We start from the raw sequence: 15,745 nt of genomic DNA on the forward strand, positions 1-15,745 counted from the left end.
CACCGCGTGACATGCTTTCGCCTGTCGCGACGGCTCCCACCAACCCGTCGCATTCCCGGCATCACCCTCGCGCGGTGCCGAAGGGGCTGGAGGGCTTTGCACGATGCCTGCGACGCGAAAGATCAGGCTCGGCGTCTCCATGGTCGGCATGGGGTATCACCTCGCCGCCTGGCGCCATCCCGACGCCTCCGCTGGCGGCAACATGGAATTGCAGCACTTCGTGAAGACGACGCAGGTGGCGGAGCGCGGGCTGCTCGACATGGCCTTCCTCGCCGATGGCGTCGGCATCCGTTTCAACGACCGTCCGCCCGGCGCGCTCAGCCACACCTGCAAGAACGTGCAGTTCGAGCCGCTGACGCTGCTTTCCGCGCTGGCCATGGTGACGGAGCGCGTGGGCCTCGTCGCCACCGCCTCCACCACCTACAACGAGCCCTATCACGTCGCGCGGAAATTCGCCTCGCTCGACCATATCAGCGGCGGGCGCGCGGGCTGGAACGTGGTGACCAGCGCGACCGACATGGAGGCGCAGAATTTCGGGCTGGATGGCGCGCCGGCCAAGGGCGGACGCTACGACCGCGCCATCGAATTCGTCGACGTCGTGCGCGGCTTGTGGGAGTCCTGGGAGGATGATGCCTTCGTCCGGGACAAGGCGAGCGGCGTCAACTACGACCCCGCCAAGCTGCACATCCTGAACCACCAGGGCGAGCATTTCCGCGTCCGCGGGCCGCTCAATGTGCAGCGCACGCCGCAGGGCCGCCCGATCATCGTGCAGGCCGGTGCCAGCGACCAGGGACGCGAGTTGGCCGCCGCCACCGCCGATGTCGTCTACGCCGCGGCGCAGACGCTGGAGGATGCGCGCGCCTACTACCAGGATGTGAAGCGCCGCATGCCCCGCTACGGGCGCCATCCCGACCAGTTGAAGATCATGCCGGGCCTGATGGCCGTGCCCGGCCGCACGCGGCAGGAGGCGCAGGATCGCTACCAGGTGCTGCAGGAACTGGTGCAGCCCGTGGTCGGGCTCGGCGCTCTCGCCAACTACCTCGGTGATCTCTCCGACCATGACCTCGACGGCCCGCTGCCGGAGCCGAAGGACCGGCGCGACCACAGCCGCGGCCAGATCTTCATCGACATGGCGCGGCGCAACAACCTGACGATCCGCCAGCTCTACCTCTCCATCGCCGGCGGCAACGGCCACCGCACCGTCATCGGCACGCCCGCCGATATCGTCGACGCCATGGAGGAGTGGTTCCACGGCGAGGCCGCCGATGGCTTCAACATCCTGCCGACCTGGCTGCCAGGCGGGCTCGAGGAAGTCGTGGAGATGGTGGTGCCGGAGATGCAGCGGCGCGGCCTCTACCGCACCGCCTATGAAGGCCGCACCCTGCGGGAGAATCTCGGCCTCGCCTATCCCGAACACCCCGCCGCCGCCGCCCGCCGTGCCGCCCTGTCACAAGCCCTCGGGAGTGCCGCTGAATGATCCGTCCGACGCTCGCCCTGCTCCTGGCCCTTGGCACCGCGCTGCCCGCAGGCGCCCAGACGCTGCGCATCGGCATGAAGGCCGCGATCGACGGATCGGACCCGCACCAATCCTACAGCCCCAACCGCAACGTGCAGATGCACGTCTATGAATCGCTGGTGGAGCAGGATCCCAACATGCAGGCCCTGCCGGGGCTCGCGGAATCCTGGCGCGTGGTGGACGACAGCACCTGGGAATTCAAGCTGCGGCCTGGTGCCACCTTCCATGACGGGACGCCGCTCCGCGCCGCCGACATCGCCTTCTCCTTCGCGCGCGCCGGCGATGCGCGGGGCCTTCGCACCTACAGCGCGCAGATGCGCGCGGTGACGGGGGTGGAGGAGGTGGATGCGCGCACCATCCGCATCCGCACCAACGGCCCCTCGCCGCTGCTGCCCTACAACCTCGCCTCCATCATGATCGTCTCCGCCGCCGCGGTGGGGGAGAATGCGACGGAGGATGACTTCAACGGCGGCCGCGCCGCCATCGGCACCGGCCCCTATCGCTGGGTGCGCTTCAACCGCGGCGCCGACGTCACGATCGAACGCGTGCAGCGCCCCTCCGGCCGCCCAGCCGAGCCCTGGGAGCGGGTGGTCTTCCGCTTCATCCCGAATGACAGCGCGCGCGTCTCCGCACTCCTCGCCAATGATGTCGATGTGGTGGATGCGGTGCCGCCGGCGCTCTATGGCCGCGTGCGGACCGATGCGCGCTCGCGCCTCGTCACCTCCACCTCCGGCTTCAACTTCTACATGTACATCGACAGCGGACGCGAACGCTCGCCCTTCGTCACCACGACGGAAGGCCAGCCGCTGGACCGCAACCCGCTGCAGGACCGCCGCGTGCGCCTTGCCCTCTCCCACGCGCTGAACCGAACGGCGCTGGCGGAGCGCGCGATGGAAGGCGGCGCGGAGCCCGCGGGCCAGATCGCGCCGGCGGGCTTCATCGGCCATGTGCCGGACCTGCCGATCCCCGCCTTCGACCCCGCCCGCGCCCGCGCCCTGCTGGCGGAGGCCGGCTACCCCAACGGCTTCGGCCTGACCATCCACTGCACCGGGGACCGCTTCGCCGGCGATGCGCGCAGCTGCCAGGCGATCGGCCAGATGCTGACCGCGATCGGCATCAGGACGGAGGTGGAGGCCCTGCCCTCGGCCATCTTCTTCCGCCGCGCCAATCGCAACCCCGCCAATGGCGGCCCGGAATTCTCCGTCTCGCTCTCCATGTTCTTCACCACGACGGGCGCGGCGCCGGAAGGGATGAGCACGATCCTCCGCACCTACAACGCGCAGCTCAGCCACGGCGCCTCCAACCGCGGCCGCTATTCGGATGCGAATCTCGACCGCCTGCTCGCCGCCATCGAGACCACGCTCGACGATACGCGGCGCGAGGCGCTGACGCAGGAAGCCGTGCGCTACGCCATGCAGGAGGCGGCCATCGTGCCGGTCTTCTTCGTCCGCTCCGCCTGGGGCACGGCGCGCAACATCACCCTGACCCCGCGCGGGGACCAGTACACCATGGCGACCGGCATCCGCATCGCCCGCTGAACGGACCATCCGCATCATGACCACCAAGAAGAAACAGCTGAAGCTCGGCGCCTTCCTCAGCGTGCCGGGCAACCACCTGGCGGGCTGGCGCCACCCCGATGCCGTGCCCGAATACGACATGGATTTCGCGCTCTACATGCGCCTGGCCCAGACGGCGGAGCGCGCGCTCTACGACACCATCTTCTTCCAGGACACGGTCGCGGTCGGCGGCAGTGATGCGCTGAAGGCCGGCGACCTGACGCGCACGCGGCTGTCGCGCATCGTCAAGCTGGAACCCACCGCCACGCTCGCGGCGCTGGCCGTCGGCACGAAGAACATCGGCCTGATCGCCACGGCGACGACGACCTTCAACGAGCCCTACAACATCGCCCGCCGCTTCTCGACCATCGACCACATCAGCGGCGGCCGCTGCGGCTGGAACCTGGTGACCTCCCAGATCGAGGACGAGGCCGGCAACTTCAACCTCGACACCCATGTGGACCACGCGCTGCGCTACGAACGCGCGATCGAGTTCTATGAGGTCGTCGCCGGGCTCTGGGATTCCTGGGAACACGACGCCTTCCTGCGGGACAAGGAAAGCGGCGTCTGGTTCGACCGGGAGAAGATGCATTTCCTCGACCACCACGGGAAGTACTTCAACGTGCGCGGCCCGCTGAACTCGCCGCGCACGCCGCAGGGAAGGCCCGTGGTGGCGCAGGCCGGCTCCTCCGAACCGGGCCGCGAACTCGCCGCCCGCACCGCCGACATCGTCTTCACCGCGCAGACGGAGCTGGAGGCCGCGCGCGAGTTCTTCGCCGATGTGAAGGGCCGCACCGCCCGCTACGGCCGCACGCCGGACGACATCAAGATCATGCCCGGCATCACCCCCGTCATCGGCCGCACGATGGAGGAGGCGCAGGAGAAGTACGACGCCCTGCAGGCGCTGCTGCCGGACGATGTGGCGCTGGCCGCGCTGGCCCGCTTCACCCGCGGCATCGACATCTTCAGCTATGATCTGAACGGCCCGATGCCGGACCTGCCGGAGGCCAATTCCGCCAAGTCGCGCCAGAAGCTGATCATGGACATGGCGAAGAAGCACAACATGACGCTGCGCCAGGTCGCGCGCTCCGTCTCCGCCGCGCAGGGGCATCGCGTGCTGGTCGGCACCGTGGGCTACATCGCCGACCAGATGCAGGAATGGCTGGAAGCCGATGCCTGCGACGGCTTCAACGTGATCTGCAACTACTACCCCGGGCCCTTCGACGATTTCGCCAACCAGGTGATCCCGGAACTGCAGCGGCGCGGCATCTTCCGCACGGCCTATGAGGGCAGCACGCTGCGGGAGAATCTCGGCCTGCGCGTGCCGGAGAACCGCTACACCGCCGCGCGGCGGGGCTAGATCCCGGCGCGCCGCCGGGCGCGCCGCATCAGCCAGCCCGCGACACCAGGCGCCTTGTCGATGAGGTCGCTGAGCGCCTTCCGCTCGGCCTCCGCCTTGGCCCGCGCCGCGGCAGCTTCCAGCGCCTGGCCGCGCGCCACCAGCCGCGCCTCATCCATCTCGGCCATGCGGCGCTTCATATAGGCATCCGCGCCCTCGGCCTCGATCCGCCGGAGCTTCGCCTCCAGGGACTCGATCGCCTGGCACAGGGCATCGACATCGGCCGTGGCGGCGGGTTTCGGGCTGCGGATCGGGGGCTTCTGGCGACGCCGGCTCATGGCTTCCTCCCGCGCCGCCTCGCGGCGGAACGCACTGGAAGTGGGGTGGGGAAGGCGTTGGCGCCCCTGCGAAAGGGGTATGCCCCGTACGGGATTCGAACCCGTGTTACAGCCTTGAAAGGGCCGTGTCCTAGGCCTCTAGACGAACGGGACAGCCGGAGGTGGTGGGCGTATGGCCGCGCCCGGGCGACCGGTCAAGTCCCAGGCACGCCCAATCGGGTGCGAAGCGCCGCCCAGCGCGCCAGCCCCGGCGCCCAGCCTGCCAGCAGCGCCACCGCCCCCGGCCCGCGGGCCAGCGCCCAGTCCACCAGGCCCGCCACCCGCATCCCCGGCCGCACATGCCGCCCCCAGGCCGCCTGGTGCCGCGCCGCGCCCTGCCCCGCCAGGATCATCCGCGCCGCATGGCCGCCCGATCCCAGCGCCATCGCGATTCCATCCCCGCAGAGGGAGGGGATGACCGCCGCCTGGTCGCCGATTCGGAACAGGGACGAGGCCTCCGGCGCCACATAGCCATAGGGCACCGCCGCCACCGCCAGCGGCCGGTCCCACAGCGGCACCGCCCCCCGCAGAAGCGCCCGCGCCAGCAGGCTGCCGCCCGCCACCAGGTCGAGCAGCGCGGCGGGCTCCCGCGCCGCGGCGGCCAAGCCGGGGGTGCCCGCCGGCAGCGCCAGGCAGAGATTCGCCCCGCCCCCCGCCCGGGGCTGCAACCCGGCATAGCCGCCGCCGCAGGCCAGCACGGCGATCGCATCCCCGATCGGCACCGCCGCCAGCGGCAGCTTCAGCCCGACCGCCCCCGCCGCCGCGCCCCGCCCCCAGCCGCGCAGCTCATGCTTGCCCGTCGCCAGCACCAGGTCCCGCGCGCCCAGCACCCGGCCATCGGCCAGGCGGAGCGACCAGTCGCCCTCCCGCCCCGTCGCCGCCGTCACCGCCACCCCGCGCTCCACCCTGGCCCCCGACGCTTCCGCCGCCGCCAGCAGGGCCTCGTCGAGCACCAGGCGCGGCAGGCTCCAGGCCGCGAAGGGCAGGCCGAACCGGCCCTCCCGCCGCCCGGCGGCGAAGATCGCGCGCCGGACCGGAACCGCGCCCAGCGCGGCCAGGTCGATGCCGAGGCCCGCCAGCGCGGCCGCGGCATCGGCGCCCAGGAATTCGCCGCAGACCTTCTCCCGCGTCGCCGGATCGCGTTCCAGCAGCAGCGGCCTGGCGCCGCCGCGGGCCAGGGTGATGGCGGCGGCGCTGCCCGCGGGGCCGCCGCCCACGATCACCACCCCCGTCACCCGCCGCCCGGCCCTTCCACCGCCCAGCGGAAGGGCAGCACCCAGCGGGCGCGCGCCTCCACCCCCGCTTCCGCCACCAGCCGCGTCCAGTCATTCCGCTTGAAGCCGCGCGCGATGGAGATCGGGCCGTCATGGCTCACCATGGGGTGCATGCGCATCACCCGCGTCCCGGCCCAGACCGCCGCCCAGGGAATCCAGTGGCGATGCAGGTCCAGGATCAGCCAGCGATCCCGCGCATGCCCAGGCAGCCAGCGCAGGAAGCGCACCAGCGTCGCGTCATCCAGGTGATGCGCGAACAGCCCGCAGATCACGACATCGAAGCGCCGCCCCGGCTCCAGCTCGAACAGATCCGCCGTGATCCAGCGCGCCGGCGTGCCCCGCGCCAGGGCGTGCCGCTCCGCCCAGGGGCTGCGGTCCAGCCCCCAGAGATCCGTCGCGATGCCCCGCTTCGCCCCCCACCGCGCCACCGCCCGCAGCGCATCCCCGCCGCCCGCGCCGACATCCAGCACGGAGATCGAATCCCGCGGACGCGCCGCCACCACCCGGTCCAGGAAGCGCAGCAGCGGCGTATAGGCGAAGGTCAGGCGGTTCAGCGTCTCCAGGTCCCGCAGCGCGGCGGCGAAATCGGCCTCGGACTGGCCGGGATCGTCCATGATCTCCCCGGCCTGGCTGCGCGGCATGTCAGGCGGCCTCGAAGCGCATGGCCTCGGCCGAGAGGCCCGGCCCGAAGGCCAGCGCGCAGCCCAGGCCCCGCCGCCCCTCCCGCATCATCCGCGCCAGCACGAAAAGCACGGTGGCGGAGGACATGTTGCCATGCTCCGCCAGCACGCCCCGGCTCTCCGCCAGCGCATCCTGCGGCAGGTCCAGCCCATGCGCCACGGCATCGAGGATGCTGCGCCCGCCGGGATGCACGGCCCAGAGGTCCACCGCCGCCACCTCCCTCCCCGCCAGCATCCGCGGCGCCAGCGCCGGCAGCGCATGGGCCAGGGTGAAGGGCACCATGCCGGACAGGGTCATGTCGAAGCCCGCATCGCCGATGCGCCAGGTGATCTGCTCATGCGCCTCCGGGATCACCACGCTGCTGAACCCGTCCAGCCGCAGCCCCGTCTCCTCCGCGGACACGATGGCGGCGGCGCAGCCATCGGCGAACAGAAGAAAGCACAGCAGCTGTTCCAGCGCCGTCGTGTCCTGCAGGTGCAAGGTGCAGAGTTCGAGGCACACCACCAGCACGCGGGCCCGCGGCTCGCTCCGCACCACATGCCAGGCCAGCTTCAGCGCGTTGATCGCGGCCTGGCAGCCCATGAAGCCCACGGTGGTGCGTTCCACCGACAGCGGCAGCCCGAAGCGGGTGATGATGTGGCGGTCGAGCCCCGGGGCCACGAAGCCGGTGCAGGTGGCGACGATGACATGGGTGATCCCCGGCGCCGCCGAGGCCAGGTCCAGCCGTTCCAGCGCCGCATCCGCCAGCGCCGGCGCCTCCTCCTCCCACCGCCGCATCCGGGCCTGGGTGGTCGGGAAGGCGCCGCCCTGGCGGTAGAAGCCGCAGCTGGTGCCCGAACCCTCCGGCTCGGCGGGGTGGAGCACGGAGTGCCGGCTTGCGATGCCGGACCGCGCCGCCATCTTGGCGAAGGCGGCGCGGTCCCGCCCCAGCGCCTGGGCCATGGCGAAGGCAGAGAAGGCGCCATGCACCTGGTGGGCGGGCGTTGCCGTGGCGATGCGGTTCAGGAAGACCTGTGTCATCCCATCAAGGTTGGGCGGCGCGGCCCGGCGGTAAGGCCCCGTTCACGAAACAGGCGGTGAGCAGCCGCGACTCCGCCATGCAGCAAAGTCAATCCTGGGCAGCCCTTGGCGCAGGTCTACCCCCAAACCCCGCTTTTCCCTGCATTTTCCGCCGCCTGCCCGGCGTTCTGCACATGACAGGTTTCTGGCGATTTGGGGGTGTCTTGGCGCCTTGACTGGCCCATATGGTGCCGGCGGCCGAAACCGGCCCCTTCCCAACCGCAAGATCGCTGACCCGCCGGTGAACCCGCGCGGGCCATCGCTCGTGCCGGCGCCGGGCGGGGGTCCTGGCTTCGGGCACCGACGTGATGGCGGCAGGGACACGGGCTGACAGATGGACGGGATGTTCGGACAGAAGGCGACCGACCGGGACGGGCTGGAGGCTGAGGCCCCCAGCTTCGCGGCCCTGATGCGCCGCGATGGCTCCGACGATGCGGGCCATGACGAGATGCGCCCGGGTGTCTCGGCCGAGGCCCTGATCCCCGAGGATGACGAGGATGCGGTCGTCGGCCTGGTGGATGACGCCGGCCTCGACGTGCTGCCGGAGGAAGAGGCCGAGGAGCAGGAGGGCATGGCCCCCCTCGGCTTCACCGCCGGCGCCGGGGACGACGAGTCCGCCCCGGCCGCGGGCAACATCAATCCTGCCTCCGGCGGCCGCAACGACGACAGCGTCACCATGTTCCTGCGGGAGATGGGCCAGGCGGAGCTGCTGTCGCGCGAGGATGAGATCGCGATCGCGCAGCGGATCGAGGCCGGGCGCGAAGCCATGCTCTCCGCCCTGTGCGAGAGCCCGACGACCATCGCCACGCTGACCGCCTGGCGGGACGCGGCCGAGGCCGGCCGCCTGCCGCTGCGCGACCTGATCGAGCTGGAAGCCGCCGCCGCCGCCCATGGCGCGGAGGAACCGATCGTCGAGGGCGTGGAGGAAGCCGCCGCCGACCTGCCCGTCATCTCCGTCGAGGCGCGGATGCGGCCGGAGGTGATGGAATCCTTCGCCACCGCCCTCGCCGCGCTGGCCGCGCTGCGGGCCCCCGGCATCAAGGCGGCCGAGCTGCAGGCGCTGCGCCAGGAGGCCGTCGCGCAGGTGACGGCGCTTCGCCTCCGCCCCGCGCGGACCGAGGAGCTGCTGGGCAAGCTGCGCGACATCCACCGCCAGCTGGTCGCGCTGGAAGGCCGGGCCCTGCGCCTGGCCGCCAGCGCCCGCATCAGCCGCGACGATTTCCTGAAGCTCTGGAAGGGCGGCGAGGCCGGCTGCGGCGCGCGGCTCGAAAAGGCGATCGGCGCCACCAAGGCGGCGACCACCCTCAAGGGCGACCTGGCCGAGATCAAGGCCGAGCTGGCGCGGATCGAGCAGGATTCCGGCGTTCCCGCCGCCACGCTCCGCCGCCTCTATGCCGAGGCCGCCCGGGCGGAGCGCGACCTGCGCCAGGCGAAGGATGAGCTGATCCGCGCCAATCTCCGCCTGGTGGTCCACCTGGCCCGCAAGTACCGCAACCGCGGCCTGATGCTGGGCGACCTGATCCAGGAGGGGAACATCGGCCTGATGCGCGCGGTCGAGAAGTTCGACTGGCGCCGCGGCTTCAAGTTCGCGACCTACGCGACCTGGTGGATCCGCCAGTCCTTCACCCGCGCCATCGCCGACCAGGCCCGCACCATCCGCGTGCCCGTCCACATGACGGAGACGGTCGGCAAGGTGGTGCGCGTCGGCCGTCGCCTCGCCCAGCAGACCGGCCGGGAGCCGACGCCGGAAGAGCTGGCGGATCGCCTCGGCATGCCGCTCGACAAGGTGCGCGCCGTGCAGGGCCTGGCGAAGGAGCCGGTGAGCCTGGAATCCCCGATCGGCGAGGATGGCGACGCCAGCCTCGGCGACCTGATCGAGGACCGCAACGCCGTGCTGCCCTTCGACAGCGCCGCCCAGGCCGGCATGCGCGAGGCCGCCGGCCGCGTGCTGGCCGACCTGACGCCGCGCGAGGAGCGCATCCTGCGCATGCGCTTCGGCATCGGCACCAATGGCGAGCACACGCTGGAGGAGGTCGGCAAGACCTTCGGCGTGACGCGCGAACGCATCCGCCAGATCGAGGCGAAGGCGCTCGGCAAGCTGCGCTCCTCCGGCCAGGGCCGGGCGCTGCGGAGCTTCCTGGAGGCGTAAGGCCTCCGGCACGCCAGGAATGACAGGCGCCGGCGGGGGAGACCCCGCCGGCGCTTGTCGATTCAGACGGCGTAGTCGTTCCGGCTGCGCCCTTCGGCCTCCACCGCCTGCACCCAGCGCGGCGGGCGCCCACGGCCCGACCAGGGCTCCCCATTCGGCCCGCGATACTTCACCGCCGCGCTCGCGCGCGTCTTCTTCTCCGGCTTCGCGGCGCGGCGGCGGCCGGAGGAAGCGGGCGCGATCTCGCCCAGCACATCGCTGATGCTGAGGCCGAGCGCCGCGGCCTTCTTGCGGGTTTCCTCGATGAAGCTGCGGCGTTCGCTTTCACCGCGCTCCTGCGCCAGCCGTTCCGCCGCCGCGGCGACTTCCCGCAATTCCGCGACATCGAGCGCTTCGAGAGCGCCCAGCGCCGTGGCCAGCGGGGTTTTTTCCGATGCCGTCATGGTGTTTGCCTCTATCCGGTCCGCCGCGCGGTTATGCCAGCGGATGGCGACGGCATAGCCCCTAAAACCATCGGGGGAAACGAATTAATCGCGAGCGGCCTTCGCGATGCCGTTCCGCGGCAATTAACCATCGTGGCCGGAACGTATTTTTACCATACCGGAAATGCATCGAATGCGCGGCGCGCCTTCATTTCCCGATGACCGCATCATCGATTTATTCATCTTTTCCGCCGGCCCACCCGCGACCCTTCGCCCGACAGCCGCGCAAGGTCATCCGGGAATAAGCCGCCCCGTGCTATCGCGCCCCGCGCAGCGGGAATCGCCCGCATCGCATCGCGCGCCGCGCGAATCGGCGCCGCGCGGACGCAACGCGCCCGCGAATGCCGGCAACCGGATCTGGTAACAGGAGGGGGATTTGGTGGGCGCTGTAGGGCTCGAACCTACGACCCGCTGATTAAGAGTCAGCTGCTCTACCAACTGAGCTAAGCGCCCGGGCGGTGACCGCCGGTGAGGGGCCGTTTAAGGGCTGGGACGGGGTTTGGCAAGCCCATGCGGTCATGGGAGACCTGCATCCTCGTCAGGTCTCGCCGCGTTCGGTCCCCATCTCCGCATCGCGGTGCACATGCGCCGACATCAGCAGCCCGAAGCCGATCATGACGGTGATCATGGCGGACCCGCCATGGCTGATCAGCGGCAGCGGCACGCCGCCGACGGGGATGGATCCCGTCACCATGGCGATGTTGACGAAGACATAGAGGAAGTAGTTCGTCGCCAGCCCCACCGCCAGCAGCCGCCCGAACTGGTGCCGGCTGCGCAGCGCCACCAGGAAGCCGAAGGCGATCACGCAGGCCAGCAGCCCCAGCACGGACAGCCCGCCCACCAGGCCGAATTCCTCCGCCAGCATGGTGAAGATGAAGTCGGTCTGCTTTTCCGGCAGGAAGTTCAGGTGCCCCTGCGTGCCCTGCAGGAATCCCTTGCCCCAGAATCCGCCGGACCCCAGCGCGATCTTGGACTGGATGATATTATAGCCCGCCCCCAGCGGATCGCTTTCCGGATCCAGGAAGGTGGTGATCCGCGCGCGCTGATAGTCGTGCAGGTTTTCGTACACGATCGGCGCCGCGATCGCGACCGCGCCGACCACCAGCGCGAATTTCCAAAGCCGCACCCCGGCCGCGAAGAATACCGCGCCGCCGATCATCAGCGTGATCAGCGACGTGCCGAGATTAGGCTGCTTGAAGATCAGCGCCGCCGGGATCAGCACCGCGATGATCGGCGGAATCAGGAACAGCGGATTGCCGATCCTTTCCCAGGACGCCTTGTGGAACCAGGATGCCAGCGCGACCACCAGCATGATCTTCATCAGCTCGGAAGGCTGAAGCTGCACCGGGCCGATATCGATCCAGCGCTGCGCCCCCTTCCCCACCTGCCCATGCAGGGCGACCAGCACCAGCAGCCCGACGCCCATCGCGTAGCCCACCCAGGCGAAGCGGGCGATCAGCCGGATATCCACCAGCGCGATGGACAGCATCACCACCAGGCCGAAGCCGAAGCGGATGGCGTGCCGCCCCGCATAGGGGTCCGGCGACCCGCCGCCGGCCGAATACAGCGCCACATAGCCCACGCCCGCCACGGCGCAGAGCAGCAGGACGAAGACCCAGGGGATCTGCCACAGCTTCTCGAACACCCCGGTGCCGCGTTCCCGCAGCAGCAGGCGCCGTTCGAACTTCATGGCCGCACCGGGGGGATGGGCGAACGCGGCGCCTCGGCGACGCGCGCCGCCGGCCCGCCCTGCCCCGGCCGCAGGCGCTGGAAGGCCTCCACCAGCACGTCCCGCGCCAGCGGCGCCGCGGCGCCCGAACCGCTGGTGCCATGCTCCACCACCACCGCCACGGCGAAGACCGGGTTCTCGACCGGCGCGAAGGCGACGAACAGCGCATGCGGCCGCCATTCCCGCGGCAGCTGGTCCACCCGGAAGCCCCGCTCCCGCTGTTCGCGGCTGACGCGCCGCACCTGCGTGGTGCCGGTCTTGCCCGCCATGGTGCCGATCTCGGTGGGCAGGCGGGCGGCGCGGGCCGTGCCGCCCTGCTCGTTCACCACCGCCCACATCGCTTCCCGCACCAGGCGCAGGTCGCGCTCGGGAATGCCGAGGCTCGGCCAATCCTCCGCCCGCGTCCCCCGCACCGGCCGCCCGCCGATCGATCGCGTCAGGTGCGGCTGCACCGCGCGCCCGGTCGCCAGCCGCGCCGTCATGGTCGCCAGAGACAGCGGCGTCAGCTGGTAGAAGCCCTGCCCGATGCCGTGCACCACCGTGTCGCCCAGGGCCCAGGGCTTGCCCTGCGCCTGGCGCCATTCCCGCGTCGGCACCAGGCCCGGCCGCGTGCCGGGCAGCTCGATCTCCAGCGGCACGCCGAGCCCGAAGCGCCGCGCCATGGCGGCGATGCGGTCCATGCCGACGCGCTTCGCGACCTCATAGAAATAGACGTCGCAGGACAGCTTGATGGCCGTCCGCATGTCCACGCCGCCATGGCCCGGCCGGTGCCAGCAATGGAAGCGCGTGTCGCCCAGGTCCATGTAGCCTGGGCAGTTGATGCGCTCCCCGGGCGTCACCACCCGCGCCTCCAGCCCCGCCAGCGCCACCACCATCTTGAAGGTGGAACCCGGCGCGTAGAGCCCGTTGGTCGCCTTGTTGATCAGCGGCGTCGCGCGGTTGGCCGTCCATTCCCGCCACTGGGCGGCGGAGACGCCGGAATTGAACACGTTGGGGTCGAAGCTCGGCTGCGTCGCCATCGCCAGCAGCTCGCCGTTCCGCGCATCCATCAGCACCACGGAGGTGCCTTCCTCGATCTTGCCGCGGATCGATTTCTGCAGCTCCGCATCGACCGAAAGCTGCACGTCCTGGCCCTGCACGCCCTCCCGCCGGTCCAGCTCCCGGATCACGCGGCCGACGGCATTGACCTCCAGCTGCACCGCGCCGGCGCGGCCGCGCAGCGCCAGGTCGTGGTGCCGCTCGATCCCCGCCCGGCCGACGCGGATGCCGGGCAGTTCCAGCAGCGGGTCGCCATCCATGTCGCGCTCGGCGGGCGGCGCGACATAGCCGACGATATGGGCGAGGTGCTCGCCCTCCGCATAGATGCGCGTGGTGCCGACATCGACGCTGATGCCCGGCAGGTCCGGCGCGTTCAGCTCGATCCGAGCCATCTCCTCCCAGCTCAGGAATTCGCGCACCACCACGGGCACGAAGCGGCGGCGGCGGCGGACCTCGCGCTCGATCCGCGCGCGCTCGGCATCCGTCAGCGGGATGATCTTCGTCAGCGTCTCCAGCGTGGCGCTGACGTCGGAGGTCTGCTCCGCCACCAGCAGGGCGCGCCAGTTCAGCTGGTTGCCCGCGACCACGCGCCCTTCCCGGTCCAGCACCCGCCCGCGCGGCGGCGCCAGCAGCCGGGCGGAGAGGCGGTTCTCCTCTGCCAGCGTCGCGTAGCGCTCCCCCTCATCCACCTGCAGCGTGTGCAGCCGATGCGCGAGGAACCCCAGCAGCCCCATCTGCCCAGCGCCGAGCAGCAGCGCCCGCCGGCCGAAGATGCCGCGGACCCGCTCCTCCTCCCGCTGCTTGCGGCTCATGAATTTTTGCCCTCAAGCGGCGGGCGCGCGCTCCGCGCGCTTGCCTGCGCGCCGACGCACTGTCGCGTGGGGCCATGCGGGCGGTCTGTGCGCGGGGCCGCTATCGCGGCCGCGGCCCGGCGGAACAGCCGGGCCGAAAGAGGCGCGGGCGCACGGCGCGCGCTTCGCGCGCTTGCCTGCGCGCCAACGCACTGCCGTGCGGGGCCATGCGGGCGGTCTGTGCGCGGGGCCGCTATCGCGGCCGCGGCCCGGCGGAACAGCCGGGCCGACAGAGGTACGGTGGCGCTGGTGGGTATGGGCGGGGCCGTGAGCCTGGTCACACCGTCTCCTCCGCCTGCCGCATCGCCGTGTGGATGCGGCCCAGGACGAAGGCGAAGGCCGGGTAGAGCCCGGCGGAGAGCGCCGCCAGGTGCAGGGAAGGCGCCGGCGCCGGCAGGTCCCAGGCCAGCAGCGCCGTCAGCACCCAGCCCAGCCCGGCCGACCCCGCCGCGAAGCCACAGAAGCACAGCCAGACGAACAGGAAGCTCTGCCGCACCAGGAAGCGCCGCCAGGCCACCGCCAGCCCATGCGCCACCAGCAGCGTCACCACCCCCGTCCCGAAGGGCGCCAGCGTCAGCAGGTCCTGCAGCAGCGCCAGCAGGAACACCGCCGGCGGCGGCATCGCGCCCGGCCGGAAGATGGACCAGAAGATGATGCAGGGCAGCGCCACCCCCGGCACCAGCGTCGGCAGCCCCGTGGGGCCGGAGGCCATGATCATCAGCACGGCCGTGCAGGTGGCCGGGAAGGCCGCCCGCGCCAGGTCGTCCAGCCGCCGCAGCAGACCGGGCGACGGTTCCTTCCGCCCGACCATGGGGCCTGCCTCTACCGCCGGCCACGCGGTTCGGGCCGCGCCACGGCTTCCGGCGGCAGGATGCCGCCCAGCCCGAAATCGAACAGCCGCACCACGTCCAGCCGGTCGAGCCGCGCGAACAGCTCCACCTCCGCCGTCCCCGATTCCGTCCAGCGCACCACGCCGATCGGCAGCCCCGCCGGGAAGGCCACGCCCTCCGCGCTGGTGACGATCCGCTCGCCCTCGGCCGGGCGGCTGCCTTCCGCCCAATGCTGCAGCCGCGGCCGGGCACCATTGGTGCCGACCATCATCGCCCGCGCCCGGCTGCCTTCCAGCGTCACGGGGATGCGGCTGTTCATGTCGGTCGCCAGCAGCACGCGGGCGGAGCGGTTGCCCACCTCCGTCACCCGCCCGACGAAGCCCCGCTCATCCAGCGCGATCTGCCCGCGCCGCACCTGCATCTCCGGCGGCACGGACAGCAGCACCGCCCTTGCATAGACGCCCCCGCCATCCGCCACGACCCGCGCCGTCTGGTAGGCCGGCGCCCGTTCCGGCACGAAGGCCAGCTGGCGCCGCAGCATGGCGTTCTCCGCCTCCAGCGACAGGGCCGCGGCCTGCCAGCGGCGCAGCCGCTCATTCTCCTCGCGCAGGCGGGCATTCTCCTCCCGCATGACGAAGAGCTGCTCCAGCTCCTCCACCGCGTCCCGCACCGCATGGGCGGGCTCCGCGAAGGCAGCGTAGAAGGGCATCAGCGCATCCGCCAGCGCCGTCCGCGCACGCTCCGCCAGCAGCGCATCGGCCTTGCCGAGCAGCATGGTGCCGAAGGCGACCGCGATCAGGACGGGCAGCGACAGGCGCGACAATGCCTGCCGGAGCGGAATGCTGAGACGGATCAACCGACGCC

At 71.5% G+C, this 15,745-nt stretch carries 13 protein-coding genes and 2 tRNA genes; 4 read left to right on the forward strand and 11 right to left on the reverse strand.

Translation table 11 applies throughout. The annotated features are described in order from the left end of the window. Positions 1 to 103 precede the first annotated feature (103 nt). The 3 genes from JJI54_RS14705 to JJI54_RS14715 are packed head-to-tail and all read left to right on the forward strand — an operon-like array spanning position 104 to position 4,432. On the forward strand, positions 104 to 1,477 hold the full coding sequence (locus JJI54_RS14705) for an LLM class flavin-dependent oxidoreductase (protein WP_203073751.1): 1,374 nt from the start codon (positions 104 to 106) through the stop codon (positions 1,475 to 1,477). Further along, complete coding sequence (locus JJI54_RS14710) at positions 1,474 to 3,054, forward strand: ABC transporter substrate-binding protein (protein WP_203073752.1); 1,581 nt, start codon at positions 1,474 to 1,476, stop codon at positions 3,052 to 3,054. The genes JJI54_RS14705 and JJI54_RS14710 overlap by 4 nt, the downstream gene beginning before the upstream one ends. A gap of 16 nt (positions 3,055 to 3,070) precedes the next feature. Continuing rightward, positions 3,071 to 4,432, forward strand: a complete 1,362-nt coding sequence (locus tag JJI54_RS14715) for an LLM class flavin-dependent oxidoreductase (protein ID WP_203073753.1) — start codon at positions 3,071 to 3,073, stop codon at positions 4,430 to 4,432. Here the strand turns inward: JJI54_RS14715 and JJI54_RS14720 are convergent. The 5 genes from JJI54_RS14720 to JJI54_RS14740 all read right to left on the reverse strand — a co-directional run bounded on the left by JJI54_RS14720 (position 4,429) and on the right by JJI54_RS14740 (position 7,763). Continuing rightward, positions 4,429 to 4,749: a hypothetical protein gene (locus JJI54_RS14720; RefSeq protein ID WP_203073754.1), complete on the reverse strand. Its 321-nt coding sequence runs from the start codon at positions 4,747 to 4,749 to the stop codon at positions 4,429 to 4,431. The genes JJI54_RS14715 and JJI54_RS14720 overlap by 4 nt on opposite strands. An 80-nt stretch (positions 4,750 to 4,829) precedes the next feature. Further along, positions 4,830 to 4,902 (reverse strand) — tRNA-Glu (locus JJI54_RS14725). Positions 4,903 to 4,943: 41 nt separating this feature from the next. After that, on the reverse strand, positions 4,944 to 6,023 hold the full coding sequence (locus JJI54_RS14730) for an FAD-dependent monooxygenase (RefSeq protein WP_203073755.1): 1,080 nt from the start codon (positions 6,021 to 6,023) through the stop codon (positions 4,944 to 4,946). Further along, complete coding sequence (locus tag JJI54_RS14735) at positions 6,020 to 6,703, reverse strand: methyltransferase domain-containing protein (RefSeq protein WP_203073756.1); 684 nt, start codon at positions 6,701 to 6,703, stop codon at positions 6,020 to 6,022. The genes JJI54_RS14730 and JJI54_RS14735 overlap by 4 nt, the downstream gene beginning before the upstream one ends. Before the next feature lies 1 nt (position 6,704). Further along, positions 6,705 to 7,763 (reverse strand): type III polyketide synthase, encoded by a 1,059-nt coding sequence (locus JJI54_RS14740; protein WP_203073757.1) that lies wholly within the window; start codon positions 7,761 to 7,763, stop codon positions 6,705 to 6,707. Positions 7,764 to 8,136: 373 nt separating this feature from the next. Here JJI54_RS14740 and rpoD point away from each other — a divergent pair, with 373 nt between their 5' ends. Beyond that, entirely contained in the window at positions 8,137 to 9,951 is a 1,815-nt protein-coding gene (gene rpoD / locus JJI54_RS14745; protein ID WP_203073758.1) for an RNA polymerase sigma factor RpoD, read from the forward strand. Positions 9,952 to 10,013: 62 nt separating this feature from the next. Here rpoD and JJI54_RS14750 read toward each other — a convergent pair whose 3' ends face one another. The 6 genes from JJI54_RS14750 to mreC form a co-directional block, all read right to left on the reverse strand. Further along, positions 10,014 to 10,394, reverse strand: coding sequence for an H-NS histone family protein (locus tag JJI54_RS14750; RefSeq protein WP_203073759.1), 381 nt, complete (start codon positions 10,392 to 10,394; stop codon positions 10,014 to 10,016). Positions 10,395 to 10,810: 416 nt separating this feature from the next. Then, positions 10,811 to 10,886 (reverse strand) — tRNA-Lys (locus tag JJI54_RS14755). A gap of 85 nt (positions 10,887 to 10,971) precedes the next feature. Beyond that, on the reverse strand, positions 10,972 to 12,123 hold the full coding sequence (rodA, locus tag JJI54_RS14760; RefSeq protein WP_203073760.1) for a rod shape-determining protein RodA: 1,152 nt from the start codon (positions 12,121 to 12,123) through the stop codon (positions 10,972 to 10,974). Next, complete coding sequence (gene mrdA, locus JJI54_RS14765) at positions 12,120 to 14,012, reverse strand: penicillin-binding protein 2 (protein WP_203073761.1); 1,893 nt, start codon at positions 14,010 to 14,012, stop codon at positions 12,120 to 12,122. Before mrdA ends, rodA begins: the two co-directional genes overlap by 4 nt. Positions 14,013 to 14,328: 316 nt before the next feature. Then, a complete protein-coding gene (locus tag JJI54_RS14770) occupies positions 14,329 to 14,862 on the reverse strand; it encodes a rod shape-determining protein MreD (protein ID WP_203073762.1) in 534 nt (177 codons plus the stop codon). Between the two features lie 11 nt (positions 14,863 to 14,873). Next, the gene (gene mreC / locus JJI54_RS14775; RefSeq protein ID WP_203073763.1) at positions 14,874 to 15,737 is read right to left on the reverse strand and encodes a rod shape-determining protein MreC; all 864 of its coding nucleotides are present in this window, start codon (positions 15,735 to 15,737) and stop codon (positions 14,874 to 14,876) included. Between the last annotated feature and the right edge of the window lie 8 nt (positions 15,738 to 15,745).

It is taken from the genome of Falsiroseomonas ponticola (assembly GCF_016805305.1).
Lineage (GTDB): Bacteria > Pseudomonadota > Alphaproteobacteria > Acetobacterales > Acetobacteraceae > Falsiroseomonas > Falsiroseomonas ponticola.

Excerpts from the sequence above, each read along its gene's own strand:
- JJI54_RS14705 (WP_203073751.1), top strand. The coding sequence starts at position 104 with ATGCCTGCGACGCGAAAGATCAGGCTCGGCGTCTCCATGGTCGGCATG.
- JJI54_RS14710 (WP_203073752.1), top strand. The coding sequence starts at position 1,474 with ATGATCCGTCCGACGCTCGCCCTGCTCCTGGCCCTTGGCACCGCGCTG.
- JJI54_RS14715 (WP_203073753.1), top strand. The coding sequence starts at position 3,071 with ATGACCACCAAGAAGAAACAGCTGAAGCTCGGCGCCTTCCTCAGCGTG.
- JJI54_RS14720 (WP_203073754.1), bottom strand. The coding sequence starts at position 4,749 with ATGAGCCGGCGTCGCCAGAAGCCCCCGATCCGCAGCCCGAAACCCGCC.
- JJI54_RS14735 (WP_203073756.1), bottom strand. The coding sequence starts at position 6,703 with ATGCCGCGCAGCCAGGCCGGGGAGATCATGGACGATCCCGGCCAGTCC.
- JJI54_RS14740 (WP_203073757.1), bottom strand. The coding sequence starts at position 7,763 with ATGACACAGGTCTTCCTGAACCGCATCGCCACGGCAACGCCCGCCCAC.
- rpoD (WP_203073758.1), top strand. The coding sequence starts at position 8,137 with ATGGACGGGATGTTCGGACAGAAGGCGACCGACCGGGACGGGCTGGAG.
- JJI54_RS14750 (WP_203073759.1), bottom strand. The coding sequence starts at position 10,394 with ATGACGGCATCGGAAAAAACCCCGCTGGCCACGGCGCTGGGCGCTCTC.
- rodA (WP_203073760.1), bottom strand. The coding sequence starts at position 12,123 with ATGAAGTTCGAACGGCGCCTGCTGCTGCGGGAACGCGGCACCGGGGTG.
- mrdA (WP_203073761.1), bottom strand. The coding sequence starts at position 14,012 with ATGAGCCGCAAGCAGCGGGAGGAGGAGCGGGTCCGCGGCATCTTCGGC.
- JJI54_RS14770 (WP_203073762.1), bottom strand. The coding sequence starts at position 14,862 with ATGGTCGGGCGGAAGGAACCGTCGCCCGGTCTGCTGCGGCGGCTGGAC.